Genomic DNA, 22,917 nt, shown 5'->3' with positions numbered 1-22,917 from the left:
AACCGGCTGTCTCAGACGACAGCGATCCCCGCCGGAGGCCCCCGAGAGGTGATCGTGTGGACGAGCGGAAGCAGCCTGGGCGCACGCTCGGAACGCCCGCGCCGCGGACGCGGGAGCGGGCGGTGCGGTGGTAGTGGCAGAACGAACGACAGCCGCAGCGGGGCGGCAAGCCATCCGGCGACGGCCCGCAGGATGCGGAACGCGGCACGCTCACCCTGCCCCAGCCACAGGCCGCACAGCAGCGCGGCGAGGGTGTGGGCGGCGAACATGCCGAGCGAGGAGGTGCCGGCCAGGTCGTGGCCCATCCCCATGTGGCCCGGGTCCATGTGGCTCATGCCCATGTGGCCGCTGCCCATATGGGCGGTGGACGCGTGGTCTGCGGACGTGGAGCCCATGGATCCCATCGACATGTGGTCCATGGAGCCGGTCTGCCCGGACGTGGAGCCGGACATGGAGCCCATGGCACCCATGTCGTGCCCGACGCCGACGGAGGACTGCGCGAACTCGAAGGCCGCGTGCAGCCCGCCCTGGGCGGCGACCACGACGGACACGACCAGCGGGAGTCCCCGCTCCCGGCCCGCAAGGCACCAGCCCGCGCCGCCCGTGACGGCGGCACCGGCGGCCAGGGTCCACCACGGGACGGCGGCGCCCGACATCAGCACGTGGCCGAGGGCAGCGAGCAGCACACAGACGGACGCGAACACCGCGGCCCGAATCGCGCGCACACACCACCCAGCAGTCATGACGGCCCTCATCCTCGCATCCGGGGCCCACTCGTCACGGGTGGGTACGCACAACACCCCCATCCCGCACTCAAGCCCAGAAGAGTGATACAGGACACGTCACGAAGAGGGAACTGGGCGCGCTCTCCGACCGACAGTTGGAGTGCGGCGGCTATGGGGGCGTCCCGAGCCGTGGACTGCCTTCACCGCTGCCCGCCGGGGCGGATCACCACCGCCTGCACCTCGATCCGCCCGCCATGCTCAAAGTGGAGCGTGAAGGGCACGTAGATGCCCGTCTGCCACTCCGGGTCGGCCCGCAGGGTCACGTCCAGGCCGTACGGCGACATGGCCAGGCCGCCGCCGGCCTGCACCCGGGCCGAGTCGACGGTCTCCGCATACGCCATCCGGCCGTTGGTCATCCGGTACCGGCTGAGCTCCAGGTCGCCGTCGACGGCGGACGATGTCACCTTCAGCAGCCGGTCGTCCGCGCCCCCGGAGTTGGTGATCCGGAAGAACGCGGCGGTGTCGCGGACGTCGCCGTACGGCAGGAAGACCCGCCCGTCGGTGACCGCGATCCGCGCCGGGCTGCCCGCGTTGCCGGAGCCCACCCAGGTGGTCAGACCGGCCAGGGCGACGCCGCACGCCGCGACGGGAGCGAGTGCGGCGAGCAGGCCGTCGGTGATCCGGCGACGGGTCCGGCGCCAGGCTCGGGGGTCGGTCGTGCGCCCCCTCGTCGGCTCGGTCGTCGGCTCGGCCGTTCGCCGGGCCGTGGGCACGCTCATCGGGTACGACCTCCAGTGCTGACGGGCTTGCGGCCCCGGTCTTGGCCCTGCGCGCCCGCCCGGGCCGGCGTCGGCGCCGGCTGCCAGGCCCGTAGCCGCAGGCTGTTGCCCACCACGAGCAGTGAACTCACCGACATGGCCACCGCGGCGACCATTGGGTTGAGCAGGCCCACCATGGCGAGCGGCACGGTCACCAGGTTGTAGCCGAAGGCCCACAGCAGGTTGGCGCGGATCGTGCCCAGGGTGCGCCGGGCGAGCCGGACCGCGTCGCCGAGGGCCTCGATCTCGCCGCGCACCAGGGTCACGTCAGCGGCCCCGATCGCGACATCCGTGCCCGTGCCCATCGCGATGCCGAGGTCGGCACCGGCCAGCGCCGCCGCGTCGTTGACGCCGTCGCCGACGACCGCGACCCGGCGGCCCTGTGCTCTCAACTCCCGTACGAGGTCAGCCTTGTCCTCCGGTGTGCGGCGGGCGTGCACCTCCTCGATGCCGAGGGCGGACGCGACCGCCCTGGCCGGTGCCTCGCGGTCGCCGGTGGCGAGGACCGGGTGCACGCCGAGCCGCCGCAGCCGGTCCACGGCGCGGTAGCTGCCCGGTCGTACGACGTCCCCGATCTCGATCAGCGCCACCGTCACCCCGTCGACGCGGACGAAGACGGGCGTGTGCGCGGCTGCCTCCGCTGCCGGGAGCGCCTCGGCCAGCGCCGCGGGCATCTCGTCGTCCGGCGCGAGGACTTCGACCAGCCGGCCCTCGACCCGGCCGCGCACGCCCCGGCCCGCCTCCGCACGGAAGTCGCCCACCTCGGGCAGCGGCCCTTGCAGGGTCCTGCGCGTGTACGCGACGATCGCGCGGCCCAGCGGGTGTTCCGAGCCCTGTTCCACCGCCCCGGCCAGCCGCAGCACGGCTTCCTTGCCGAGCCCGTCGGGCACGGTCGTGACGCGGGTGACGCTCATGTGCCCGGACGTCAGGGTGCCGGTCTTGTCGAGGACGACGGTGTCGATGTGCTGGAGCCCCTCCAGGGCCTGCGGGCCCCTGACCAGGACGCCGAGCTGCGCGCCGCGTCCGGTGGCGGCCATCAGCGCGGTCGGGGTCGCCAGGCCCAGCGCACAGGGGCAGGCCACGACCAGGACGGCCACGCACGCGGTGATCGCGGCCTGTGGCTCGGCCCCGGCACCGAGCCAGAACCCGAGCACGGTGGCGGCGAGTGCCAGCACCATGGGCACGAACACCCCGGCCACGGAGTCGGCCAGTCGCTGCGCCCGCGCCTTCCCGGCCTGCGCCTCGGTCACCAGCCGTGTGATGCGGGCGAGTTGAGTGTCCGCGCCCACTGCCGTGGCCCGTACCAAGAGCAGACCGCCCGCGTTGACGGCGCCGCCCACCACCGTCGAGCCGGGTCCGACCTCGACGGGCTCGCTCTCCCCGGTGACGAGCGAGAGGTCCACGGCGGAGTTGCCCTCCGCCACCTCTCCGTCGGTGGCGACCCGCTCGCCGGGACGTACGACGAAGACCTGCCCGAGCGTCAACTCCTCGATGGCGATGAGGCGTTCGGCGCCGTCGTCCTCGCGTACCGACACGTCCTTGGCGGCGAGCCGGGCCAGTGAGCGCAGTGCCGCGCCGGTGCCGTGGCGTGCCCGCGCCTCCAGGAACCGGCCGGCCAGCACGAACAGCGGGACGCCGACGGCCGCTTCGAGGTACACGTGCGCGACGCCGTCCGAGGCGGCGGGCAGCAGGCTGAACGGCATCCGCATCCCCGGCGCACCCGCGCCGCCCAGGAACAGGGCGTACGCCGACCAGGAGAAGGACGCCACGACTCCCAGGGAGACCAGCGTGTCCATGGTCGCCGTCGAGTGCCGCAGGCCGCGCAGCGCCCGCACATGGAACGGCCAGGCGCTCCACACGGCGACCGGCGCGGACAGGACGAAGCACAGCCACTGCCAGTTGCGGAACTGCCAGGCAGGCACCATCGACAGTACGAGTACCGGCACGGCGAGCAGCGCGGTGACCAGCAGCCGCTCACGCTCCTGTCGGACGTCCTCGGCCCCCTCGGGCTCCTGCTCGCTCCGGCGCCCCTGTCCGTCCCGACGCTGCCGGGCCTTCGGCGGTTCGGGCAACGCGGCCGTGAATCCGGCCTGTTCGACGGTCGCCACGAGTTCCTCGGGGCGGACGTCCGGCGGATGGCTCACGCGGGCGCGCCCGGTGGCCAGATTGACCGTGGCGGTCACGCCCTCCAGCTTGGCGAGTTTCTTCTCCACCCGCCGCACGCAGGCCGCGCAGGTCATCCCGCCGACGGTGAGGTCCGTGGTGGTCATCGGGGGTGCCGGTTCGGTGGCCATCAGCCGCCGCTCCCGTGCCGCATGTCCATGTCCCCCATGTCCATGTCCCCGGAATCCGTGCCGCCGCCGTCACCGCTCGTCCCGGAGCGGTGCATGCCGGGCGCGACGGGCCCGGTGGCTGCTCCGACGGCGTACGACGCCGTGAAGATCAGGGCGAGCAGCAGCAGAAACCCGCAGAGGGCGGGTGGTGGCACAAGCTTGCGTGGTTCTTTCATCACCGGCCTCCTGAGGTGCGTTCCGCTTCAGGAGTCGGGCCCGGAGGGCAGGGAGTTCCCGGCCCTCCGGTGGTTCACCTCATACGGATGCCTCGCCAGCCGCCGTTTCAGGAAGCTCCGCTCCGACGGCTCCTCAACCACCACGCCCCGGCGCCGAGCACGACGACGGCCGCGCCGATACCGATCGGCAGGGCCACCGGCATGCCGTCGTCGCCGTCCGTGTCGTCGGCCGCGGCCTGTGCCGACGGGGACGACGGTGCACCGGTCGGGGGTGTGGACGTCGCCGGCTTCTCGGCCGTGGGCTCCTCGCTGGGCGTGGGGCTGACGGCCTTCGCGCCCGGTGCTGCGGCCTTCAGATCCAGGCGGGGCGCGGGGTGGCCGTGCCCGTGGCCGTCGCCGCCACTCTCCTCCTCCAGCTCGATCCAGCGGTCCACCTTGCCGTCGCTGTAGCTCTGCAGGGTCTTGAAGACCAGCGACTTGGCGTCGGGCAACTGCCGTACGGCGACGACGTACTCGGCGTCCTCGCCGACCGCGAGCTTGTCCCCGGAGACGGTGTAGCCCCGGCTGGTGGGGGCGAACTTCCAGCCCTTGGGGCCCTCCTCGAAGGTGATGTCGGCCGGGGTGAGGCCCTCGGGCAGGATCACCTCGAGCTTGCTGATCCCGGCGGAGGCGGACTCCGACTCCGCGGTGAAGGTCAGGGCGACGTTCTGGTCGAGTGCCCGGGCGCCCTCCGCCTCCACCTCGGTGTGCGCCGCGGCCGGTCCCGCGAAGGTTACGGCGACCGCGAACGCGACCGCGGTCAGGGCGCCGGTGCGGCTCAGGCGGCGGGTCAGCAGGGTGGGGCGGGGCACGTGCGACTCCCTCGTACCGGTGATGTGGTCGCTGCATTCAAGCGCAGGGGACGGCTCAGCGCGAGGGGCTCTCGTCGGGAGGGTGGCGGAGGCAGGAGGCGACGACCACGAAGGGCCACAGGGACTGAATGGCCGTCACAAGGCGTTCGGCGACGCCCGCGGGACCGTCCTGAAACATCTCGATCATGAACCAGGCCGCGCTGACGAGCATCAATGCGGTAGCTGTGAGGGCGGGTCCGGGCCGCAGAGCCCACGGTCCGGCGACGCGGTGATCGGCGGCCAGTACGGGCCAGAGTGCCAGGAGGGCGAAGCCGACCCCGACGGCCGTACCGTGGCGCAGTGATCCCCCGCTGCTCGGCGGCGGGATCATCGCCACCACCACGGCCACCACGCCACCGGCGCCCAGCGCCACCCGCCCGGGCAGCGCGGCCGGCCGCAGCCCCCAGGCGGTCACGAAATGGCAGACGCCCAGGGCGGCCAGGGCTCCCGTCATCACCCAGAAGCCCGCGGCGCCGTAGGCCGCCAGGACACTGATGGTCTGGGTGGCGGGGTCGTAGCGGGGCCCTTCGAGCTGCGCCGCGATCGCCCAGCCCGCGATCAGCACGACCGGCGCACATCCCGACGAGAACAGGGCCCATCTCGGGACAAGTCGCATCAAACTACGGTAGAACGTCACCTCGGTCAGCTCGCCGCGCACACGCAGAGGACGGGCACATGACACCCCCGGAAACGAACTGACCTGCGACTTTCGAACGAAACGACCGCAAACGCCAGGCCGCGCCACCCCTTCCGGCGCATAGAAATATCCACCAGCATGAGGGGCCCTGCCCGGGTCGGCAGGGTCGGCGAGTGCTGGGGGTAGGACAGACATGCAGCGCACCATGGGGAAGCAGGCCGTCGATTGGCTGGCCGCGGCCGCCGCGGATCCTCGGGCGTGCAAGCAGCAGTGGGACGACGGTGCGGATGCGGTGCTGCTGGAGGCCGGACGGCTCTGGAACGTGCTCAGCGTCCCCGAACTCCTCGGCCTGAGCGCCCTGGATCTGCTCAGACGGGCGCAGCCCCGGGCGTCCGGCCCCGTGCTGGTGAACTGCGGGGCGCGCAGGGTCGGCTTCTTCCTGCCGCCCGATCCGGCAGCCGAGTGGGTCGGACCGGGCGTGCGCCATGTCGGCAGGGGGTCATGGGTCGCCGTACCACCGCCGTACCTGCGCGCCGGATGGCGCCTGGAGTGGCTGCTGCCACCCGACGGGACCGGCGCCCTCTACGACCCCGCCGTCGTGGCGCCGGCGCTGCGCGAGGCGGGCCTGGCGGGGTGCGGTCCGGCGCGCGTCAGTCGTCCGTACGCGGGGCGGCCACGCTGACGCGTCCGTTGCTCCCGCTCCACTCCCACAGCCCCAACGGTCCGGGCAGGCCCCGGGGAACGACGACGGCCGGTACACGCTCGGCCGACTCGACGTGCTGCTCACGCGCCGGTTCGGCGCCGACGGCCCGGGCCAGTCCGGTGAACCGGCCGACCGTCCAGGAGGTGACCGCCTGCTCCTGGCCGTAGGCCGTGGCCAGGGAGTCCCGCCGTGGGGCATGACGCCGGGGCACGGCCCGGCCGTGGGCCTGCCACTCCGCGACCAGCGCCGCGTAGATCGACGGCTGGCCCCGGACGCCGGTGACCGGTACGACGTACGACACGTGTGCGGCGTCGCCTCCGAGGAAACGCCGCGCCGCCTCAGTGCTGTCCATGCCGGGGCCAACGCCGAGGCGTGCGCCGGTGGTACGCCCATCGCGCCCCCTACCACCCAGTCGGGTGAGCGCATCCCCCGGATGGAGCCATGGTGTGGCCGACGCGCACCACCCCCGCACCCCTCCGGCGCCGCCCCGACCATCCCCGCAGCGTCCGTGGCGGGAGACCGTCCGGCACCGCCGCGACACCGTTCGCCTCGATCGAGACAGGAGCCGCTTCCATGGACCGGAACGACAGCGAGGACACCGCCGACTGCCCGTGGTGCGCCGCACTGCACGAGGCGGGCCTGCCGCCGGCCGCCCAGCCGTCCGGATCGCCGGGACGGCGGCATGACCCGTACGTCTCGGGCGCGCAGTACGACGGCGACGACTGGTGAGCGCGGGACGGCTCAGCTCTGCGCCTCACCGGGGAGCGGGGAGCGCTCGTGCAGCTGGGCGGCGAGTACGGCGACGTCGTCCTCGGCGTTCACGGCATCGAGGCGGGCGAGCACCGTGTCGATGACGCCCTCGACGCCGACGCCGGACTCGAAGCCGACTCCGGCCAGCCGGTCCAGGGAGTGGTCGATGTCCTCACCGCGATGCTCGACGAGTCCGTCCGTGAACAGCAGCAGGGTCTGGGCCGGCGAGAGCTTGTAGGTAGCGGGCTCGTAGCCGCCGAGGCCCGTGCCCAGGGGCGGGCCGACCGGCACCGGCAGCAGTGAGGTGCGCCCCTCTCCGTCGATCACGGCCGGGGGCAGGTGGCCGGCGCTGGCCAGGGTCACCTGGCCCCGGTTGGGGTCGAGGCGCGCGATCAGACACGTGGCCGGCCGGCGCTCCGGTTCCGTGGCGGCGATGTCGTCGAGCTGGCGCAGCACGCGGTGTGGCGGCAGGTCGGCGGAGGCGATGTAGCGCAGGGCGGAGCGGTAGGCGGTCATGTCCACGGCCGCCTCCAGGCCGTGCCCCATGACGTCGCCGACGACGAGCAGCGTCCGGCCGAAGTGCAGGCGGACGGTCTCGCACCAGTCGCCGCCGACGAGAGCGCTCTGCCCGACCGGCATGTACCGGATGGCGACATCCAGGTTCGGGTGCGGTCGCCCGGGTTCGGCGAGCAGGGCCCGCTGGAGCTTGCCGACGATGCCCTTGACCCGCTCATGCTCCCGGGCGTGCCGGATGTGGGAGGCGGCGCGTTCGGTGAGGAGAGCGAGGAACTCCGCCTCCGCCTGGGTGAACGGTGGCCGGTCGCGGGTGCAGACCAGTACGCCGTACCGGAGCCCGTCGGTGACCAGGGGGACGCAGAGCACGGGCCGGGGGCCGCCGGACGACATGACCGCGGCCCTGCCCTCGTCCGGGCCGGTCGCCTGCCGTGCCGCCTCCTTGGCCGCGGCCCGGGCCCGCCGGATGTCGGGCAGCACCGCCGGGTCTCCGTGGACGGCCACGTACCCCGCACCGGCTCCGCTCCCGCCCCGCAGGACCGCCGCCGTGCCGCCCGTCTGCGCGGCCGCCTCCCGGGTCAGCTCGGCGTACGTGACGCCCTCGTCCAGCGTGGTGCCGATCCGCTCCACCGCCATGCGCGGCTCGGTCAGCCGGGACGGCATGCCGACGTCCTGCTCGGGTACGCCGGGGGACGCGACGGGCTGCACCGTCGCCGGTCTGTGAAATGTCTGGAACCAGCGCACCACACCAAACACTCTAAAAGAGTGACAAACCTACACAGGTGACGCACAGGTTGCCGAGCGCCCACCACCCGCCCGACGAGGATTTGCCCTGCGTAACGGGGGCACGGGCGGCGCACGGATGGTGACCCGGCTGCGACTGGCGGCAACGGGCGGGCACAGGGGCGCACGCCCCGCATATATCTGCCTGTTTGATGCGCGGGCGCTCGCCCCATACGGGGAATTGAGCCCCGGCGTATGGCCGCGACCCCGGGCACCCGCTGCACTGAGGCCTCCACCTCTCGGTCGTCTGCGCACCTCAAGGAGGCTTTACATGGCACTCACGGAGTGGACGAGGTCAATGGAGTGGCTGGCTGCGGCATCGGAGGACCCCGGTGCCTGCAAACAGGAGTGGCAGAACGGCAGCACCGGCGTCACGCTCCTGGCCGCCGGACGCTTCTGGGACGTGCTGATCGTGCCGGAGGACCTCGGGCTGCGCGTCGCCGACCTGCTGGACGAGCTGCCCCTGCTCGACCGCGGCCCCTGCCTGCTGGACACCCGACGCCGGCACGTGGGCTTCCTGCTGCCCCCGGAGCCGCAGACGGTGTGGATCGGCACCGGCGTGCGCCTCCTCGGCGCGGGCACGTGGATCACCGCCCCCGCCCCGCACTGCCGCTGGGGCTCGCTGCGCTGGCTCGTCCCGCCGGACGGCACCGGCACCCTGAACATGCCGGAGATCCTGGAGGTGGCCCTGCAGCGCTGCGCGGCCGAGCTGTCCCGCCGGCAGGGGCTCTGCAAGCCCGCCGCCGCACACGGTGAGGCCGCGCCGCACGCCGGTGAGGAGACCGGGCCGCAACTGGTACGCCAGCACGCGTCAGGTGCACGCCTACGGGCATGAGCGGGGCCAAGGGGGACCCTTGGGGCAGTCCCGGGCCCGCAGCCGGGGACGCATACTCTCGGAGTGGGCTCCGGGGAGGCCGGAATTCCAGGAACGGGAACTCCCAGGAACCGGGACCGGTACAGGTCCAGGCCCAGGCCCAGGTCCAGGTCAAGGCCCAGGTCCAGGTACAAGAACAGGGGGCAGCTGCGCATGGTGACAGCCCGCCGGTTTCCGCTCGGCTCCGCGACCACGCTCACGGAGCTGGAGGACCACCCCCACCCCCGGCTGGCCCTGCTGCGCGCCCACGAGCCGGTCTCGTGGGTTCCCGTGCTGGGCGGCTGGCTGGTGACCCGGCGTGATCTCGCCCTGCGGGTGATGCGCGACGCAGCGACCTTCACGGTCGACGACCCCCGCTTCTCCACCGCCCAGGTGGTCGGCCCGAGCATGCTCTCCCTGGAGGGCGCCGAGCACAAACGCCACCGCGCCCCCTTCACCGACCCGTTCCGCACGCAGGATGTGCACGACCGGTTCACCGGGTTCGTGGCACAAGAAGCCGCCCGGCTCGTGGAGCGCATCAGGCCGCGTGGCAGCGCCGAACTGCGCCGGGAGGTGGCCGGGCCCCTGGCCGTCGCCGTCGTCGCCGAGTCGCTCGGATTGGTCGACGCGGACGCCGAGGCGGTGCTGTCCTGGTACGACGCCATCGTGGGCGCGGTCTCCGACATCACCGCCGGCCTGCCTGCGAACCCCGCGGGGACGGTGGCGTTCGACCGGCTGCGGGGAAGCGTCGAGGCTACGGTCACGGCAGGAAGCGGGGCATCCCTGCTCGTCGCGGCGGCCGAGAGCGAGCGCCTGACGTTGCCGGAGGTGGTCGCCAACGCCGCCGTACTGATGTTCGGCGGTATCGAGACTACCGAGGGCATGATCGCCAACGTCGTACTGCACTTGTTGGCCCACCCGGAGCAACTCGCCCTCGTACGTGCCGATCCGGGCCTGGCCGACGCGGCGATCGAGGAATCGCTCCGCCTGGAACCCGCAGCGGCGGTCGTGGACCGCTACGCCACCGCCGACGTGACGATCGGCGGGGCCGACGTACGGCGCGGTGATCTGGTGGTCGTCTCGCTCGCCGGCGCGAACCGCGACCCCGAGGTCTTCCAGGACCCCGACCGTTTCGACCTGCGACGGGACAACTCCCGCCTGCAGCTGGCCTTCGCGCACGGTCCGCACTTCTGTCTGGGCGCCCACCTCGCGCGTCTGGAGACCCGCGTCTGTCTCCTCGCGCTGCTCGACCGCCTGCCCGGCCTGCGGCTCGACCCTTCCTCGTCCACGGCCGCCGGCGGCCTGGTCTTCCGGAAGCCCCCGGCCCTGCGCGTGCGCTGGGACGTGCCCGCGCAACGCTGACGCGACGCCGGGTCACTCCCTTTCCCTGACATGGCGATCAGGGCTTGCAGTTGTACGAGGGGGTGTTGCCGCTCACTTATGCGCCACGGCGGACCCGGGCGGCCTTGCGGGCCTCGGCGATCTGGCGGGCCTCGGCAGACCTGCGGGACTCGCCACCACCGGACCGACCCGGGCGGGTGCCCAGACCACGGAACGGGGCACCGCCGCGCTTCGGGCGCTCGGCGGCCGGCCCGCTGCCGCCGACGGGGACATCGGAGGGAGCCTGGGCACCGGTGATGCGGCTCAGCTCGGCCTCGCCGGAGCGGACCTGCGTGATCTGCGGCCTGATGCCCGCGTCGGACAGGAGACGGGCCATGTCCCGGCGCTGGTTGGGGAGGACCAGCGTGACGACCCTGCCGGACTCGCCGGCGCGGGCGGTACGGCCGCCGCGGTGCAGGTAGTCCTTGTGGTCGCCGGGCGGATCGACGTTGACGACGAGATCGAGGTCGTCGACGTGAATGCCCCGGGCCGCGACGTTGGTGGCCACCAGCGTCGTGACATCGCCGGTCTTGAACTGCGCCAGGGTGCGGGTGCGCTGGGGCTGCGGCTTGCCGCCGTGCAGGGCCGCGGCCTTTACGCCGCTGCTCAGCAGGTGCTTGGTGAACTGGTCGACGGCATGCTTGGTGTCCAGGAACATGATCACGCGGCCGTCGCGGGCAGCGATCTCGGTGGCGGTGGCGTACTTGTCGGCACCATGCACCTGCAGCACGTGATGCTCCATCGTGGTGACCGCGCCCGCCGACGGGTCGACCGAGTGGACCACCGGGTCATTGAGGTAACGACGGACCAGGAGGTCGATGTTGCGGTCCAGCGTGGCCGAGAACAGCATGCGCTGGCCGTCGGGGCGCACCTGGTCCAGCAGTTCGGTGACCTGCGGCATGAAGCCCATGTCCGCCATCTGGTCGGCCTCGTCCAGGACGGTGATGCTCACTCGGTCCAGGCGGCAGTCCTTGCGCTCGACGAGATCCGCGAGGCGGCCAGGAGTAGCGACGACCACCTCGGCCCCGGCGCGCAGCGCGCCGGCCTGCCGGCCCATCGACATGCCGCCGACCACCGTGGCCAGCCGCACCTTCAGCAGCCGGGCGTAGGGGGTGAGCTCGTCGGTGACCTGCTGGGCCAGCTCACGCGTGGGAGTGAGGACCAGGGCCAGCGGCTTCCGCGCCTCGGCACGCCGGCCGGCCGTGCGCACGAGGAGCGCCAGGCCGAAGGCGAGCGTCTTGCCCGACCCGGTGCGCGCGCGACCCAGCACGTCCCGCCCTGCGAGGGAGTTCGGCAGTGTGGTGGCCTGGATCGGGAACGGCTTGGTCAGGCCGCGGCCGGTGAGCATCTCCAGCAACGCGACGGGCATGTCCAGTTCGCCGAAGGTCGCTGCGGCAGGGAGGGCGGGGGTGACGGTGGCCGGCAGTGCGAACTCCCCCGGTGCTGCGGAGGAACGACGCCCGGTGCTGACTGAACGGCTCAAGGAGAACCTTCCTGATGAGGGCGCGCATCAAGAAATCCCCGACAGGAATGAGCCGGACAAATTGCAAGAACGAGCCGAATGCAAATCCAAAGAATAACGAATTCCGACGAAATGCCGGAAAAAGCAAGCTGAGGCCCCGCCGCAAGGCGGGGCCTCAGCTACTCATGCGTTTCGACGTCAGGCGGGAGTGATGTTCTCCGCCTGCGGACCCTTCTGGCCCTGCGTGACGTCGAAGTTTACCTTCTGACCTTCCTGAAGCTCACGGAAGCCCTGGGCGGCGATGTTCGAGTAGTGGGCGAAGACGTCCGGGCCGCCGCCGTCCTGCTCGATGAAACCGAAGCCCTTTTCCGCGTTGAACCACTTGACGGTGCCGGTAGCCATATCTTTTCTCCTTTGGGGGCAGTACCCGGGGACCTACGCCGTGCGAACCCCTGCGGTGCCAAATAAGCCCCGTCCGGATAAGCACCTGAAGTTTCGGGAACCACAACTACAACTGTCACCAAGTTTAGCACGGCACCCGCATCCGGCATTACTCGAGGAAAGCCAATCGCGCCTGAGGAATCGGTGCCCTTGCCAGGCACCTAACCGAGGAAGCTCAGTCGCACCTGCCGGTTCGGGTTGTCCCGGTTGGTGTCCACGAGGCACACCGACTGCCACGTCCCGAGCTCAAGCTGCCCGTTCAGCACAGGCAGCGTCGCATGCGGCGGGACGATCGCCGGGAGGACGTGGTCACGACCGTGGCCGGGACTGCCGTGGCGGTGCTGCCAGCGGTCGTCGGCGGGGAGCAGGGTGTGCAGGGCGGCCAGGAGGTCGTCGTCGCTGCCGGCGCCCGTCTCGATGATCGCGATGCCGGCCGTGGCGTGCGGCACGAAGACGTTCAGCAGACCGTCGCGGCCCTGGGCCACGTCCCGCAGGAAGGCCTCGCATTCGCGGGTGACGTCCACGACCCGCTCCGAGGAGCCGGAGGCGACGTTCACAACTCGGGTGGTGAAGGCGTCTGACATGTTCTCCATCCTGGCCCATCCATGGGAGTTCACGCGCGAGGACACGTGGCGGTGTCGGAGTGACGGCCGGGCCGCGATACGAGAGGTCCACTTCGCGAGACACCGTTGACCGTCACGGCGCCATCTGGCTAATTTCAGCGGCATGTTGCGTTCAGCCCTGCTCACCACGCGCGGTCACATCGACCTGCTGCGGGTGGCCTCCGCCGCGTGTCGCCGCGGCTGCTGACGCCCTTTCCTCGCTTCTCCCGCGTTCCTCGCGCCTGCACGCCCCCCTGCCCGCACGCCTGATGCCCTGATCGCGCATCCGGCGCGGCGGGTCCGCGGCGCGGCGCGGCTCATCACCTGCCGCTCTCCCCCGTGGAGCATTCATGAGCATCAGCCATGCCCCGCCCGACTCGGTTGAATCCGACATTTCCGATATAGCCGATCCCGTCGGCGTCGCTGCGGGCCCCTCCCCCGACCTCGTCCCGCTCGTCCCCACCTCCTCCCGCCGCACCCGCGTGCCCCGCTGGCTGCGTCGCACCACCGGACCGCTGCTGCTGCTCGCCCTTTGGCAACTCCTCAGCGGCACCGGTGTGCTGACGGCGGACGTGCTCGCCTCACCCGGCCGGATCGCGCAGGTCGGGGGTGACCTGATCGCCGACGGCTCGCTGACGTCCGCCATGGCCACCTCGCTGCAGCGCGTCGCGCTCGGGCTGCTGCTCGGCACGGTCGTCGGCACCGGACTCTCCCTGTTGTCCGGGCTGTTCCGGATCGGTGAGGACCTCGTCGACGCGCCCGTGCAGATGCTGCGGACGGTGCCCTTCGTCGGGCTCATCCCGCTGTTCATCATCTGGTTCGGCATCGGCGAGGCACCCAAGGTCGCCATCATCACGCTCGGCGTGACGTTCCCGCTCTACCTCAATGTGTACGCCGGAATCCGCGGCGTGGACGCCCAGTTGATCGAGGCCGGGGAGTCCCTGGGCCTGTCCAGGTGGGGGCTCGTGCGGCACGTCGTACTGCCCGGCGCGCTGCCGGGTGCCCTGACCGGCCTGCGCTACTCGCTCGGCATCGCCTGGCTCGCCCTCGTCTTCGCGGAGCAGGTCAACGCCGACTCCGGCATCGGGTTCCTCATGGTGCAGGCACGGGACTTCCTGCGGACCGACGTGATCGTGGTCTGCCTGATCGTCTACGCCTTCCTCGGCCTGTTCGCCGACTTCATCGTCCGCTCCCTCGAAAGGCTGCTGCTGCAATGGCGACCGACGTTCACCGGCCGGTGAGCCCCCAGGCCACCGAGGCCGTGTCGACCGCCCGCGCCGCCCAGACCGCCCATGTCGCCGCACAAGCCGTCCAGGCCGTGCACGTCGAGGGGCTGACCCGCTCCTTCGACGGGCGAGCCGTCATCGACCGGCTCCGCCTGGACGTCCGCCCGGGCGAGTTCGTCGCGCTCCTGGGCCGCAGCGGCTGCGGCAAGTCCACGCTGCTGCGCATCCTCGCCGGCCTCGACCGCGACATCGAGGGCACCGTCCTGGTACCGCGCCGCAAGGCCGTCGCCTTCCAGTCGCCGCGGCTGATGCCCTGGAAGAAGGTATGGCGCAACGTGCTGCTCGGCCTGCCGGGCAAGCCCGGTCGCGCCGTCGCGGAGCAGGCGCTCAAGGAGGTCGGCCTGGACCACCGTACGGACGCCTGGCCCAAGACTCTCTCCGGCGGCGAGGCCCAACGGGCCTCTTTCGCAAGGGCGTTGGTCCGCGAGCCGGATCTGTTGCTGCTCGACGAGCCGTTCGGTGCGCTCGACGCGCTCACCCGGATCAAGGCCCAGCGCCTGGTCGGCGAGTTGTGGCAGCGGCGCGGCTGCGCGGTGCTGCTCGTCACGCACGACGTGGAGGAGGCCGTCCTCCTCGCCGACCGCGTCCTCGTGATGGACGACGGGGTGATCGCGCACGAACAGCGCATCGACCTCGACCGGCCCCGCGACATCGCAGACCCCCGGTTCGCGGAACTGCGCGCCGGACTCCTGGAGCGGCTCGGCGTCGACACCGCCGCCGAAGCCGCCTGAACCGCCCACGTCAGAACGGAACCATCATGCGACGACGCCTCGTCCCCGCCGCGCTTCTCCTCCCCCTCGCGCTCCTGCTCACGGCCTGCGGCGGGAACTCGTCCGCCGGCACGGGGTCCGACACCGACGGCCAGGGCTCCCTCACCCTCAACGTCGGTGACCAGAAGGGTGGTTCGGAGGCGATCCTGCGCGCCGCCGGAGAGCTCAAGAACCTCGACTACAAGATCAAGTGGTCCACCTTCAGCTCCGGCCCGCCGCTTCTGGAGGCCGTCAACGCGGGGGCCGTCGACATAGGCAGTGTCGGCAACACGCCGCCCGTCTTCGCGGCCGGCGCGGGCTCGAAGATCAAGGTGGTGGCCGCCTGGCACGGCACGTCCAAGGGCGACACCATCCTCGTCCCGAACGACTCCAAGCTGTCCGGGACCACACAGCTCAAGGGCAAGTCGGTCGCCGTGGCCCAGGGATCCTCCGCCCACTACCAACTGGTCGCCTCCCTCAAGAAGGCCGGGCTGAGCCTGAGCGACGTGAAGGTCAAGTACCTCCAGCCGGCCGACGCGCTGGCCGCGTTCACCTCCGGCAAGGTCGACGCGTGGGCGGTGTGGGACCCGTACACCTCGCAGGTGCTCAAGGCGAAGCAGGGCCGTGTCCTGACCACCGGCGACGGCATCACCAACGGGCTGACCTTCCAGGTGGCGGCGCCGAGCGCGCTGCAGGACAAGAAGAAGGCCGCCGCCGTCAAGGACTACCTGGAGCGGCTGCGGCGCGCCCAGCAGTGGGTCTACTCGCACGAGGACGACTGGGCGAAGGTCTGGGCGAAGGACACCGGGCTGTCCGAGGACGTGGCGCTGGCCGCGGTGAAGCGGACGTACACCACCCGGGTCGCGGTGGCCGTCGACAAGCCGCTCATCGCCTCCGAGCAGGAGATCGTCGACACCTTCGCCGATCTGAAGCTCATCCCGAACAAGGTCGACTTCGGCGGCTTCACCGACACCCGCTTCAACGGTGACCTCCCGCCGTCGACCGCGGCGCCCCGTCCCTCGGAAGGCTCGTGACATGACCGTACGTCTCCACTGGTTCCTGCCGACGGGCGGCGACGGCCGCACCCTCGTCGACCGGCACGCCTACGGGTCCAACCAGGGCGGGCGGCCGAGCGGGGTGCGCCCGCCGGACATCGACTACCTGGCCCAGGTCGCCAAGGCCGCCGAACAGTTGGGCTTCGAGGCGGTCCTCACGCCGACCGGCACCTGGTGCGAGGACGCCTGGCTGACCACGGTGGCCCTGGCGCAGCACACCCAACGCCTCAAGTTCTTGGTGGCGTTCCGGCCGGGACTGATCTCGCCGACGCTCGCCGCGCAGATGGCGGCCACGTACCAGCGCGTCACGCGCGGGCGGCTGCTGCTCAATTCGTCACCGGCGGCGACTCGGCCGAGCAGCGCCGCTTCGGCGACCACCTCGACCACGATCAGTGCTATGCCCGCACGGACGAGTTCCTGTCCGTCGTACGCGGGGTGTGGCGCGGTGAGCCGTACGACTTCCACGGCGCCCACTACCAGGTCGACGGCGGGCTGACCGCACTGCCGCCGGAGCCGGTGCCGCAGCTGTTCTTCGGGGGTTCCTCCCCGGCGGCCGGGCCGGTCGCGGCGCGGCATGCGGACGTCTACCTGACCTGGGGCGAACCGCCGGCCCAGGTGAAGGAGAAGATCGACTGGATCCGCTCGCTCGCCGAGCGGGAGGGGCGCACGGTGCGGTTCGGGATACGGCTGCACACCATCTCGCGCGACTCGTCGGCGGAGGCCTGGTCCACCGCCGACCGGCTGCTCGACGGCCTCGACGCGGACACGGTCGCTGCCGCGCAGGCGGCACTCGGCCGCAGCGAGTCGGTGGGCCAGCGGCGCATGCTCGCCCCGCACGGCGGTTCCCGCTCCGACCTGGAGATCCACCCGAACCTCTGGGCGGGCGTCGGACTCGTCCGGGGTGGTGCGGGGACGGCGCTGGTCGGCAGCCATGCCGAGGTCGCGGATCGGATCGAGGAGTACCACGCGCTGGGGGTCGAGCACTTCGTGCTGTCCGGGTATCCGCATCTGGAGGAGGCGTACTGGTTCGGGGAAGGGGTGATTCCCGTACTGGCGTCGCGCGGGTTGATCGGCGATATCGCCGATATCCCCGCTGCGGCCTCGGAGGCCGTGGCCGGGGTTCCGCTGCTGGTCGCGGGCGGGCGCTGAGCTCTCGGGGCCGGCGTCGCCGGCCCGCTCCGGTCCCTCGGGAAGATCCACGGCCTCGATGCGGTTGGTAGAACCGTGAATGATGCCGAGGCGGTCAACATCGTCGACGTGGTCGTCATAGGCGCTGGTCAGGCCGGTCTGTCCAGCGCCTATCACCTGCGGCGCACCGGGTTCGAGCCGGAACGCGACTTCGTCGTGCTCGACCACTCCCCCGGTCCGGGCGGCGCCTGGCAGTTCCGTTGGCCGTCCCTGACGTACGGGAAGGTCCACGGGATGCACGCGCTGCCCGGCATGGAGCTGACCGACGCCGACCCCGAGCGGCCGTCGTCCGAGGTCATCGCCGAGTACTTCGACCGCTACGAGCAGACCTTCGACCTACGTGTCCGACGGCCCGTCGACGTGGCGGCCGTGCGCGAGGGTCCGGACGGGCGGCTGCTCGTCGAGACCTCGGCGGGGACCTGGTCGACGCGGGCGCTGATCAACGCGACCGGCACCTGGGACCGGCCGTTCTGGCCGCGCTATCCCGGCCAGGAGACGTTCCGGGGACGGCAGTTGCACACCGCCCACTACCCCGGGCCGCAGGAGTTCGCCGGGAAGCGGGTCGTCGTGGTGGGCGGAGGCGCCTCCGGTACCCAGCACCTGCTGGAGATCGCCCGGTACGCGGCCGCCACGACGTGGGTCACCCGGCGCCCGCCCGTGTTCCGCGAGGGCCCCTTCACCGAGGAGTTCGGCCGGACCGCCGTCGCGCTCGTCGAGGAGCGGGTCCGGCAGGGGCTGCCGCCGAAGAGCGTCGTCTCGGTCACGGGGCTGCCCCTCAACGACGCCATCCGGCAGGGGCTCGCGGACGGCACCCTGGACCGGCAGCCCATGTTCGACCGGATCACACCGGACGGCGTGGAATGGAACGACGGGCGCCGCGTGGACGCCGACGTCATCCTCTGGGCGACCGGCTTCCGCGCCGCCATCGACCACCTCTCCCCCCTGCACCTGCGCGAGCCGGGCGGCGGCATCCGCGTGGACGGCACACGCGCGGTCGCCGATCCCCGCATCCACCTGGTCGGCTACGGCCCGTCCGCCAGCACGATCGGCGCCAACCGAGCCGGCCGCGCGGCAGTACGCGACATCAGGCGGTTGCTGGCCGAGGAGCCGGTGGCGGCGGCGTGACGGGCGGACGGGCGCGCGTCCGGCCCGGCCGGCGCGCCGTTGCCCGAGGCGCGGGTGTCCGCCGCACGCGCCCGCCCGCCCGCCGGTCCACGCCCCCCACCGGGCCGCACAAGACACTTCGTCGGCTCACTTCGTCGGCTGCGGGCTCGCCTTCTGCTTCTCCTGCTGCTTCTGCTTCTTCTGCTGCTTCTGCTTCTTCTGCTCGGCGTTGAACTCGGCCACGTTGCGCTGGTGTTCCGAGTAGTCGGCCGTGAAGCGGGTGTCGCCGGGCTTGACGGTGACGAAGTAGAGCCAGTCGCCCGCGGACGGATTGATCGCTGCGCGCATCGCCTCCTCGCCCGGGTTGGCGATCGGCGTGGGCGGCAGCCCCATGCGCTGGTACGAGTTGTAGGGACTCTCGATCCGTGTGTCGGCCTCGGTGGTCCTGAGCGTGGAGCGGTTCAGGGCGTAGTTGATGGTGGAGTCCATCTGCAACGGCATCCCGCGTTCGAGCCGGTTGTAGACGACCCGGGCCACCTTGCCCATGTCCGGCCTGGTGGCGGCCTCGGCCTGGACGATGCTCGCGATGGTGACCGCCTGATAGACGTTCATCGAGTTGCGCTGCGCGCCGGCGGCGATCGGGGCTCCGCTGAACTTCTTGTTGGCGGTGTCGACCATGGCCGACAGCAGGGAGTCGGGCGTCGCCCTCTTCCCTTCGCGCTCAAGCGGATACGTCGCCGGGAAGAGGTAGCCCTCGGGGTTGCCCTCGGCGTCGTTCGGCAGTTTGAGGTCGAGCTTCGCGAGCGATTTCTTCGTGGTCCCGGCAGGCAGGGTGAGCGCCTTGTCGACGGCGGTATAGATCCTGCTCGCGCGCCAGCCCTCCGGGATCACCAGCGTGGTGGGCTTCGCCTCCTCCTCACCCACGCTCAGCAGCGGCACCGCCACGGCGGTGCCGGCCACGACGGCGCCGGCGGCGATGAGGGCGATACGGCCCCGGCGCGTCAGTCGAATCGTGCTCCGTGACGGAGTGTTCATGTGCATGCGGGCACGGTAACCCCCACATGCTCACAAACTCGGCATAACGTCACCTGGTCGGCTCCAGTTGGGCGTCTCGGCGGACCAGCCCCGCATACCGCCCCTCCCGCTCCAACAGCTCCTCGTGGGTGCCCCTTTCAGCCACACGCCCCGCATCGAGTACCACGATCTGGTCGGCGCCCCGAATGGTGGACAGACGGTGCGCGATGGTCACCGTGGTGCGGTTGGCGGACAGGGCGTCGATGGCCTGCTGGACGGCGTGTTCGGTGCGGGTGTCCAGGGCGCTGGTCGCCTCGTCGAGGATGAGGACCGGCGGGTCACGCAGGATGGTGCGGGCGATGGCCAGCCGCTGCTTCTCACCGCCGGAGAAGCGATGGCCGCGCTCGCCGACGACCGTGTCGTAGCCGTCGGGCAGGGCCGCGATGTGGTCGTGGATCTGGGCCGCCTTCGCCGCCGCCTGCAGTTCCTCGTCGGTGGCCTCCGGCTTGGCGAAGCGCAGGTTGTCCGCGATCGACGCGTGGAAGAGGTACGTCTCCTGCGAGACGACGCCGACCGCGCGGGCGAGGGTGTCGAAGTCGAGGTCGCGCACGTCGACCCCGTCGAGGGTGACCCGGCCGCCCGTCACGTCGTACAGCCGCGGCACGAGGTGGCCGAACGTCGACTTCCCGGCGCCGGTCGGGCCGACGACCGCGAGGCTGCCGCCCGCCGGGACGGTCAGGTCGATGCCCTCCAGGATCGGGCCGCTCTTGCCGTCGTACCTGAACTCGACGTTCTCGAAGCGAACCTCGCCCTTGATGCTGTCGAGGCGGGCGGGGTTCTCCCGCTCGGTGATGTCGATGGGCAGGTCGAGGTACTCGAAGATGCGCTGGAAGAGCGCGAGCGAGGTCTGGATCTGGACGCCGGTGGACAGCAGGCTGACCGCCGGGCGGAACAGGCCCTGCTGGAGCGAGACGAAGGCGACGATCGTGCCGATCGACACCTGCGGGCCGCCGAGCTGGAGGGCCATCCCCGCGGTCCAGTAGATGATGGCGGGCATCGCGGCCATGACGATGGTGATGACGGCCATGCGCCACCGGCCGGCCATGTTCGACCTCACCTCGAGGTCGACCAGTCGCTCGGACTCGTCCGCGAAGGTGTCGGTCAGCGAGTCGGAGCGGCCCATCGTGCGGCCGAGCAGGATGCCGCTGACCGAGAGCGACTCGGTGACCGTGGCGGCCATCGCGGCCATCTGCTTCTGGCGCTGGGTGGTGATCTTCTTGCGTTCGTTGCCGACGCGGCGGCTGATCCAGACGAAGGCCGGCAGCAGGAGCAGCGAGACGACGGTCAGGCGCCAGTCGAGGGCGAGCATCGCGACGATCGTGGCGACCACGCTGGTCAGGTTGGAGACCAGGGAGGTCGCGGTGGAGGTGACGGTGGCCTGCATGCCGCCGATGTCGTTGGCGATGCGGGACTGGACCTCGCCGGTGCGGGTGCGGGTGAAGAAGGCGAGGGACATGCGCTGGAGGCGGCCGTAGACCGCGGTGCGCAGGTCGTGCATGACGCGCTGGCCGACCGTCGTGGAGATCAGGGTCTGCAGCACGCCGAAGACGCTGGTCAGGACCGCGCTGAGGATCATGCCGAGCGCGAGCAGGCTGAGCAGGCCGGTGCGGCCCTCGGGGATGGCGACGTCGAGGATCGCCTTGAGGAGGAAGGGCGTGGCGACGCCGACCAGCGACGAGGCGCCGACGAGGAGGCCTACGACGGCCAGGCGGCCGCGGTAGGGACGGAAGAGCTTCAGGATGCGGCGCACCTGCCGGGGCGGTTCCTGCTGCTCGGCGAGTGGCGTTCTGACGGGTTCGTGCTCGGGGTGCATGGGCTCCTACGGAGGTGTGGTGATGCGGACTGACGGAGCTTAGCTCATTGTTACCTATGCTCACAATGAATGTAGTCCTGATATTGTTCCCGTATGACCACCCCCGATCCCGACGGCCCGCTCGCCGACCAGCTACTGCGCTTCACCCGCCGGGTGCACCGGATCCAGAAACGCCACCTGCACGAGTGCGGCCTGGGCGTCACCCCGGCCCAGTCCCGCCTGCTGCGCACGCTCGCGCACTACGACTCGCCACCCCGGATGGCCGATCTCGCCGAGCGCCTGGAGGTGGTCCCGCGCGCGGTGACGACGCTGGTCGACGGGCTGGAGGCGAGCGGGAAGGTACGGCGGGTACCGGATCCGACGAACCGGCGGGTGATCCGGATCGAGCTCACCGACGACGGGCGGGGGGCCCTGCGGGAGCTGCACGGTGCGCGCCGGTCGGCCGCGGAGGAGATTCTCGCGCCGCTGACGGACGAACAGCGTGGGTTGCTGGGCGAGTTGCTGGACACGCTGATCGACGGGGCTGCCGAGTCGCGGTGTTGAGCGGGCTTTGGCGAGAGGGCACGTGACGCCGAGAGGGCGCGTGGGGCGAGTCGGACATCCTCCGCTATGACGCCTACCGCGTCAGTGCGGGCGCTTCAGGTCACCCCTGTCCCCCATCACCACCACGGGATGCCGATCGGGGTCGAGCGTGCGCAGCAGGTACTCCATCGCCGATCCGGACAGACTGACGCAGGCCGACGTGCCGCTGCCGTGGTCCATGTGCAGCCAGATGCTGCCGCCCTTGTGCCGGCCCTCGGGACGGGTGGGGTCATTGGGCGGGGTGCCCTTGACGCGGTTGTAGTCGATGGCGATGACGTAGTCGAAGTCGTGCCAGTACGACTTCGCCCACCAGCGCGGCGCGGCGAAGGCAGCTGACCGCGTGTACGGCAACTTGGACCCGGGGTTCTTCCGTACGCCGCCCGCGTCGCTGAGCGTGAACACCCCTACGGGGCTGCGGTTGTCGCCCTCGCGGTGGTCGGTGGTCCAGCCCTTCTTGCCGTTGTGCGCGGGCCAGCTGCGCATGCGCTCCCAGGCGGAACCGTGCTTGGTGTAGAGCGCGACCGTGGCGTCCGGGGAGTTCTTGCCGTCGCCGTAGACCGCCACCACCTGGCGCGACTCGGCCGGGATGCGGCGCTGCCACCGGTCGCCGACGCCCGGGATGCGCGTCGGGTCCACCGTGGCGGCCGGCCGCGTGGGCGCAGCCTTGCCGCCACCCGAACCGGCGCCATGCTGCGCGCCGCCGCACGCGGTCAGGGTCGTGAGGGCTGTCAGGAGAGAGCCAAGGGCCGCCGCCGCGACCATGGCTCGCCGTAGTCCGCCGTTCCGCATCGGTCCATGGTCGCACCGCGGTCGAGCCGGTGGCGGGAGCGACAGGTGCCCCGTAGCGACGGCTGACCGGGGGCGAGCACAGCGGCCGACGGGGAGTGCGGGCAGCGCGGGCAGCGCGGGCAGCGCGGGCAGCGCGGGCAGCGCGGGCAGCGCGGGCAGCGCGGGCAGCGCGGGCAGCGCGGGCAGCGCGGGCAGCGCGGGCAACGCGGGC

The 22,917-nt window shown here is 71.7% G+C and carries 24 protein-coding genes and 1 pseudogene; 11 read left to right on the top strand and 14 right to left on the bottom strand.

Annotated elements, in window-relative coordinates; all coding sequences use genetic code 11:
* Positions 1-11: 11 nt before the first annotated feature.
* The 6 genes from ACZ7L5_RS34810 to ACZ7L5_RS34785 form a co-directional block, all read right to left on the bottom strand.
* Positions 12-743, bottom strand: a complete 732-nt coding sequence (locus ACZ7L5_RS34810) for a hypothetical protein (RefSeq protein WP_471521952.1) — start codon at positions 741-743, stop codon at positions 12-14.
* Positions 744-925: 182 nt separating this feature from the next.
* Positions 926-1,504, bottom strand: coding sequence for a copper chaperone PCu(A)C (locus tag ACZ7L5_RS34805; RefSeq protein ID WP_471521950.1), 579 nt, complete (start codon positions 1,502-1,504; stop codon positions 926-928).
* Positions 1,501-3,837, bottom strand: a complete 2,337-nt coding sequence (locus ACZ7L5_RS34800; RefSeq protein ID WP_471521948.1) for a heavy metal translocating P-type ATPase — start codon at positions 3,835-3,837, stop codon at positions 1,501-1,503. The genes ACZ7L5_RS34805 and ACZ7L5_RS34800 overlap by 4 nt, the downstream gene beginning before the upstream one ends.
* Entirely contained in the window at positions 3,837-4,052 is a 216-nt protein-coding gene (locus ACZ7L5_RS34795) for a hypothetical protein (protein ID WP_471521946.1), read from the bottom strand. The genes ACZ7L5_RS34800 and ACZ7L5_RS34795 overlap by 1 nt, the downstream gene beginning before the upstream one ends.
* 107 nt (positions 4,053-4,159) lie before the next feature.
* Positions 4,160-4,903 carry a DUF1775 domain-containing protein gene (locus ACZ7L5_RS34790; RefSeq protein ID WP_471521944.1) on the bottom strand — a complete coding sequence of 248 codons (744 nt, stop codon included), beginning with the start codon at positions 4,901-4,903 and terminating at the stop codon, positions 4,160-4,162.
* A 55-nt stretch (positions 4,904-4,958) separates the two neighbouring features.
* Positions 4,959-5,558: a DUF998 domain-containing protein gene (locus ACZ7L5_RS34785; protein ID WP_471521942.1), complete on the bottom strand. Its 600-nt coding sequence runs from the start codon at positions 5,556-5,558 to the stop codon at positions 4,959-4,961.
* Positions 5,559-5,772: 214 nt separating this feature from the next.
* On the opposite strand from ACZ7L5_RS34785, the gene ACZ7L5_RS34780 reads away from it, so the two are divergent.
* Positions 5,773-6,261 (top strand): hypothetical protein, encoded by a 489-nt coding sequence (locus tag ACZ7L5_RS34780; protein ID WP_471521940.1) that lies wholly within the window; start codon positions 5,773-5,775, stop codon positions 6,259-6,261.
* On the opposite strand, the gene ACZ7L5_RS34775 is transcribed toward ACZ7L5_RS34780, so the two are convergent.
* Positions 6,230-6,634, bottom strand: a complete 405-nt coding sequence (locus tag ACZ7L5_RS34775; RefSeq protein ID WP_471521938.1) for a hypothetical protein — start codon at positions 6,632-6,634, stop codon at positions 6,230-6,232. The genes ACZ7L5_RS34780 and ACZ7L5_RS34775 overlap by 32 nt on opposite strands.
* A 221-nt stretch (positions 6,635-6,855) precedes the next feature.
* On the opposite strand from ACZ7L5_RS34775, the gene ACZ7L5_RS34770 reads away from it, so the two are divergent.
* A complete protein-coding gene (locus ACZ7L5_RS34770) occupies positions 6,856-7,011 on the top strand; it encodes a hypothetical protein (RefSeq protein ID WP_365054996.1) in 156 nt (51 codons plus the stop codon).
* A gap of 12 nt (positions 7,012-7,023) precedes the next feature.
* On the opposite strand, the gene ACZ7L5_RS34765 is transcribed toward ACZ7L5_RS34770, so the two are convergent.
* Complete coding sequence (locus tag ACZ7L5_RS34765) at positions 7,024-8,253, bottom strand: PP2C family protein-serine/threonine phosphatase (protein WP_471521935.1); 1,230 nt, start codon at positions 8,251-8,253, stop codon at positions 7,024-7,026.
* 346 nt (positions 8,254-8,599) lie between these two features.
* Between ACZ7L5_RS34765 and ACZ7L5_RS34760 the strand changes: the two genes are divergently transcribed.
* The gene (locus ACZ7L5_RS34760) at positions 8,600-9,163 is read left to right on the top strand and encodes a hypothetical protein (protein ID WP_328883303.1); all 564 of its coding nucleotides are present in this window, start codon (positions 8,600-8,602) and stop codon (positions 9,161-9,163) included.
* A 192-nt stretch (positions 9,164-9,355) separates the two neighbouring features.
* Complete coding sequence (locus ACZ7L5_RS34755) at positions 9,356-10,543, top strand: cytochrome P450 (protein WP_471521934.1); 1,188 nt, start codon at positions 9,356-9,358, stop codon at positions 10,541-10,543.
* Positions 10,544-10,619: 76 nt separating this feature from the next.
* Here the strand turns inward: ACZ7L5_RS34755 and ACZ7L5_RS34750 are convergent, their stop codons facing one another.
* The 3 genes from ACZ7L5_RS34750 to ACZ7L5_RS34740 all read right to left on the bottom strand — a co-directional run bounded on the left by ACZ7L5_RS34750 (position 10,620) and on the right by ACZ7L5_RS34740 (position 13,048).
* Entirely contained in the window at positions 10,620-12,044 is a 1,425-nt protein-coding gene (locus ACZ7L5_RS34750; RefSeq protein WP_471521932.1) for a DEAD/DEAH box helicase, read from the bottom strand.
* A 177-nt stretch (positions 12,045-12,221) separates the two neighbouring features.
* Positions 12,222-12,425 carry a cold-shock protein gene (locus ACZ7L5_RS34745; protein WP_062705208.1) on the bottom strand — a complete coding sequence of 68 codons (204 nt, stop codon included), beginning with the start codon at positions 12,423-12,425 and terminating at the stop codon, positions 12,222-12,224.
* 200 nt (positions 12,426-12,625) lie between these two features.
* Entirely contained in the window at positions 12,626-13,048 is a 423-nt protein-coding gene (locus ACZ7L5_RS34740; RefSeq protein WP_384188400.1) for a secondary thiamine-phosphate synthase enzyme YjbQ, read from the bottom strand.
* A gap of 142 nt (positions 13,049-13,190) precedes the next feature.
* Between ACZ7L5_RS34740 and ACZ7L5_RS34735 the strand changes: the two genes are divergently transcribed.
* The 6 genes and pseudogenes from ACZ7L5_RS34735 (at position 13,191) to ACZ7L5_RS34710 (ending at position 18,469) form a co-directional block, all read left to right on the top strand.
* Positions 13,191-13,274 (top strand): putative leader peptide, encoded by an 84-nt coding sequence (locus ACZ7L5_RS34735; protein ID WP_349817350.1) that lies wholly within the window; start codon positions 13,191-13,193, stop codon positions 13,272-13,274.
* A 142-nt stretch (positions 13,275-13,416) separates the two neighbouring features.
* Positions 13,417-14,307 (top strand): ABC transporter permease, encoded by an 891-nt coding sequence (locus ACZ7L5_RS34730; RefSeq protein ID WP_471521930.1) that lies wholly within the window; start codon positions 13,417-13,419, stop codon positions 14,305-14,307.
* Positions 14,280-15,083, top strand: a complete 804-nt coding sequence (locus tag ACZ7L5_RS34725; protein ID WP_471521928.1) for an ABC transporter ATP-binding protein — start codon at positions 14,280-14,282, stop codon at positions 15,081-15,083. Before ACZ7L5_RS34730 ends, ACZ7L5_RS34725 begins: the two co-directional genes overlap by 28 nt.
* 26 nt (positions 15,084-15,109) lie before the next feature.
* Positions 15,110-16,135 carry an ABC transporter substrate-binding protein gene (locus ACZ7L5_RS34720; protein ID WP_471521926.1) on the top strand — a complete coding sequence of 342 codons (1,026 nt, stop codon included), beginning with the start codon at positions 15,110-15,112 and terminating at the stop codon, positions 16,133-16,135.
* A 1-nt stretch (position 16,136) separates the two neighbouring features.
* Positions 16,137-17,305 (top strand): annotated as a pseudogene (locus tag ACZ7L5_RS34715) (LLM class flavin-dependent oxidoreductase).
* 75 nt (positions 17,306-17,380) lie between these two features.
* Positions 17,381-18,469, top strand: coding sequence for an NAD(P)-binding domain-containing protein (locus tag ACZ7L5_RS34710; RefSeq protein ID WP_471521924.1), 1,089 nt, complete (start codon positions 17,381-17,383; stop codon positions 18,467-18,469).
* A gap of 126 nt (positions 18,470-18,595) precedes the next feature.
* Here ACZ7L5_RS34710 and mltG read toward each other — a convergent pair whose 3' ends face one another.
* Together mltG and ACZ7L5_RS34700 are read right to left on the bottom strand one after the other, a co-directional pair.
* Positions 18,596-19,489 carry an endolytic transglycosylase MltG gene (gene mltG, locus ACZ7L5_RS34705; protein WP_471521922.1) on the bottom strand — a complete coding sequence of 298 codons (894 nt, stop codon included), beginning with the start codon at positions 19,487-19,489 and terminating at the stop codon, positions 18,596-18,598.
* Between the two features lie 43 nt (positions 19,490-19,532).
* A complete protein-coding gene (locus ACZ7L5_RS34700) occupies positions 19,533-21,335 on the bottom strand; it encodes an ABC transporter ATP-binding protein (RefSeq protein ID WP_471521920.1) in 1,803 nt (600 codons plus the stop codon).
* A 93-nt stretch (positions 21,336-21,428) separates the two neighbouring features.
* Here ACZ7L5_RS34700 and ACZ7L5_RS34695 point away from each other — a divergent pair, with 93 nt between their 5' ends.
* Complete coding sequence (locus ACZ7L5_RS34695; protein ID WP_471521918.1) at positions 21,429-21,878, top strand: MarR family winged helix-turn-helix transcriptional regulator; 450 nt, start codon at positions 21,429-21,431, stop codon at positions 21,876-21,878.
* Between the two features lie 81 nt (positions 21,879-21,959).
* On the opposite strand, the gene ACZ7L5_RS34690 is transcribed toward ACZ7L5_RS34695, so the two are convergent.
* Positions 21,960-22,706, bottom strand: coding sequence for a hypothetical protein (locus ACZ7L5_RS34690; RefSeq protein ID WP_471522111.1), 747 nt, complete (start codon positions 22,704-22,706; stop codon positions 21,960-21,962).
* Positions 22,707-22,917 lie beyond the last annotated feature (211 nt).

This window comes from Streptomyces sp. NPDC107528 (genome assembly GCF_055639295.1).
This window is presented reverse-complemented; position numbering and strand designations above follow the sequence as displayed.

Coding starts and splice junctions, on each gene's coding strand:
- ACZ7L5_RS34810 (WP_471521952.1), bottom strand. CDS start 743: ATGACTGCTGGGTGGTGTGTGCGCGCGATTCGGGCCGCGGTGTTCGCG.
- ACZ7L5_RS34805 (WP_471521950.1), bottom strand. CDS start 1,504: ATGAGCGTGCCCACGGCCCGGCGAACGGCCGAGCCGACGACCGAGCCG.
- ACZ7L5_RS34800 (WP_471521948.1), bottom strand. CDS start 3,837: ATGGCCACCGAACCGGCACCCCCGATGACCACCACGGACCTCACCGTC.
- ACZ7L5_RS34795 (WP_471521946.1), bottom strand. CDS start 4,052: ATGAAAGAACCACGCAAGCTTGTGCCACCACCCGCCCTCTGCGGGTTT.
- ACZ7L5_RS34785 (WP_471521942.1), bottom strand. CDS start 5,558: ATGCGACTTGTCCCGAGATGGGCCCTGTTCTCGTCGGGATGTGCGCCG.
- ACZ7L5_RS34780 (WP_471521940.1), top strand. CDS start 5,773: ATGCAGCGCACCATGGGGAAGCAGGCCGTCGATTGGCTGGCCGCGGCC.
- ACZ7L5_RS34775 (WP_471521938.1), bottom strand. CDS start 6,634: ATGGACAGCACTGAGGCGGCGCGGCGTTTCCTCGGAGGCGACGCCGCA.
- ACZ7L5_RS34770 (WP_365054996.1), top strand. CDS start 6,856: ATGGACCGGAACGACAGCGAGGACACCGCCGACTGCCCGTGGTGCGCC.
- ACZ7L5_RS34760 (WP_328883303.1), top strand. CDS start 8,600: ATGGCACTCACGGAGTGGACGAGGTCAATGGAGTGGCTGGCTGCGGCA.
- ACZ7L5_RS34755 (WP_471521934.1), top strand. CDS start 9,356: ATGGTGACAGCCCGCCGGTTTCCGCTCGGCTCCGCGACCACGCTCACG.
- ACZ7L5_RS34745 (WP_062705208.1), bottom strand. CDS start 12,425: ATGGCTACCGGCACCGTCAAGTGGTTCAACGCGGAAAAGGGCTTCGGT.
- ACZ7L5_RS34740 (WP_384188400.1), bottom strand. CDS start 13,048: ATGTCAGACGCCTTCACCACCCGAGTTGTGAACGTCGCCTCCGGCTCC.
- ACZ7L5_RS34735 (WP_349817350.1), top strand. CDS start 13,191: ATGTTGCGTTCAGCCCTGCTCACCACGCGCGGTCACATCGACCTGCTG.
- ACZ7L5_RS34730 (WP_471521930.1), top strand. CDS start 13,417: ATGAGCATCAGCCATGCCCCGCCCGACTCGGTTGAATCCGACATTTCC.
- ACZ7L5_RS34725 (WP_471521928.1), top strand. CDS start 14,280: ATGGCGACCGACGTTCACCGGCCGGTGAGCCCCCAGGCCACCGAGGCC.
- ACZ7L5_RS34720 (WP_471521926.1), top strand. CDS start 15,110: ATGCGACGACGCCTCGTCCCCGCCGCGCTTCTCCTCCCCCTCGCGCTC.
- mltG (WP_471521922.1), bottom strand. CDS start 19,489: ATGCACATGAACACTCCGTCACGGAGCACGATTCGACTGACGCGCCGG.
- ACZ7L5_RS34700 (WP_471521920.1), bottom strand. CDS start 21,335: ATGCACCCCGAGCACGAACCCGTCAGAACGCCACTCGCCGAGCAGCAG.
- ACZ7L5_RS34695 (WP_471521918.1), top strand. CDS start 21,429: ATGACCACCCCCGATCCCGACGGCCCGCTCGCCGACCAGCTACTGCGC.
- ACZ7L5_RS34690 (WP_471522111.1), bottom strand. CDS start 22,706: ATGCGGAACGGCGGACTACGGCGAGCCATGGTCGCGGCGGCGGCCCTT.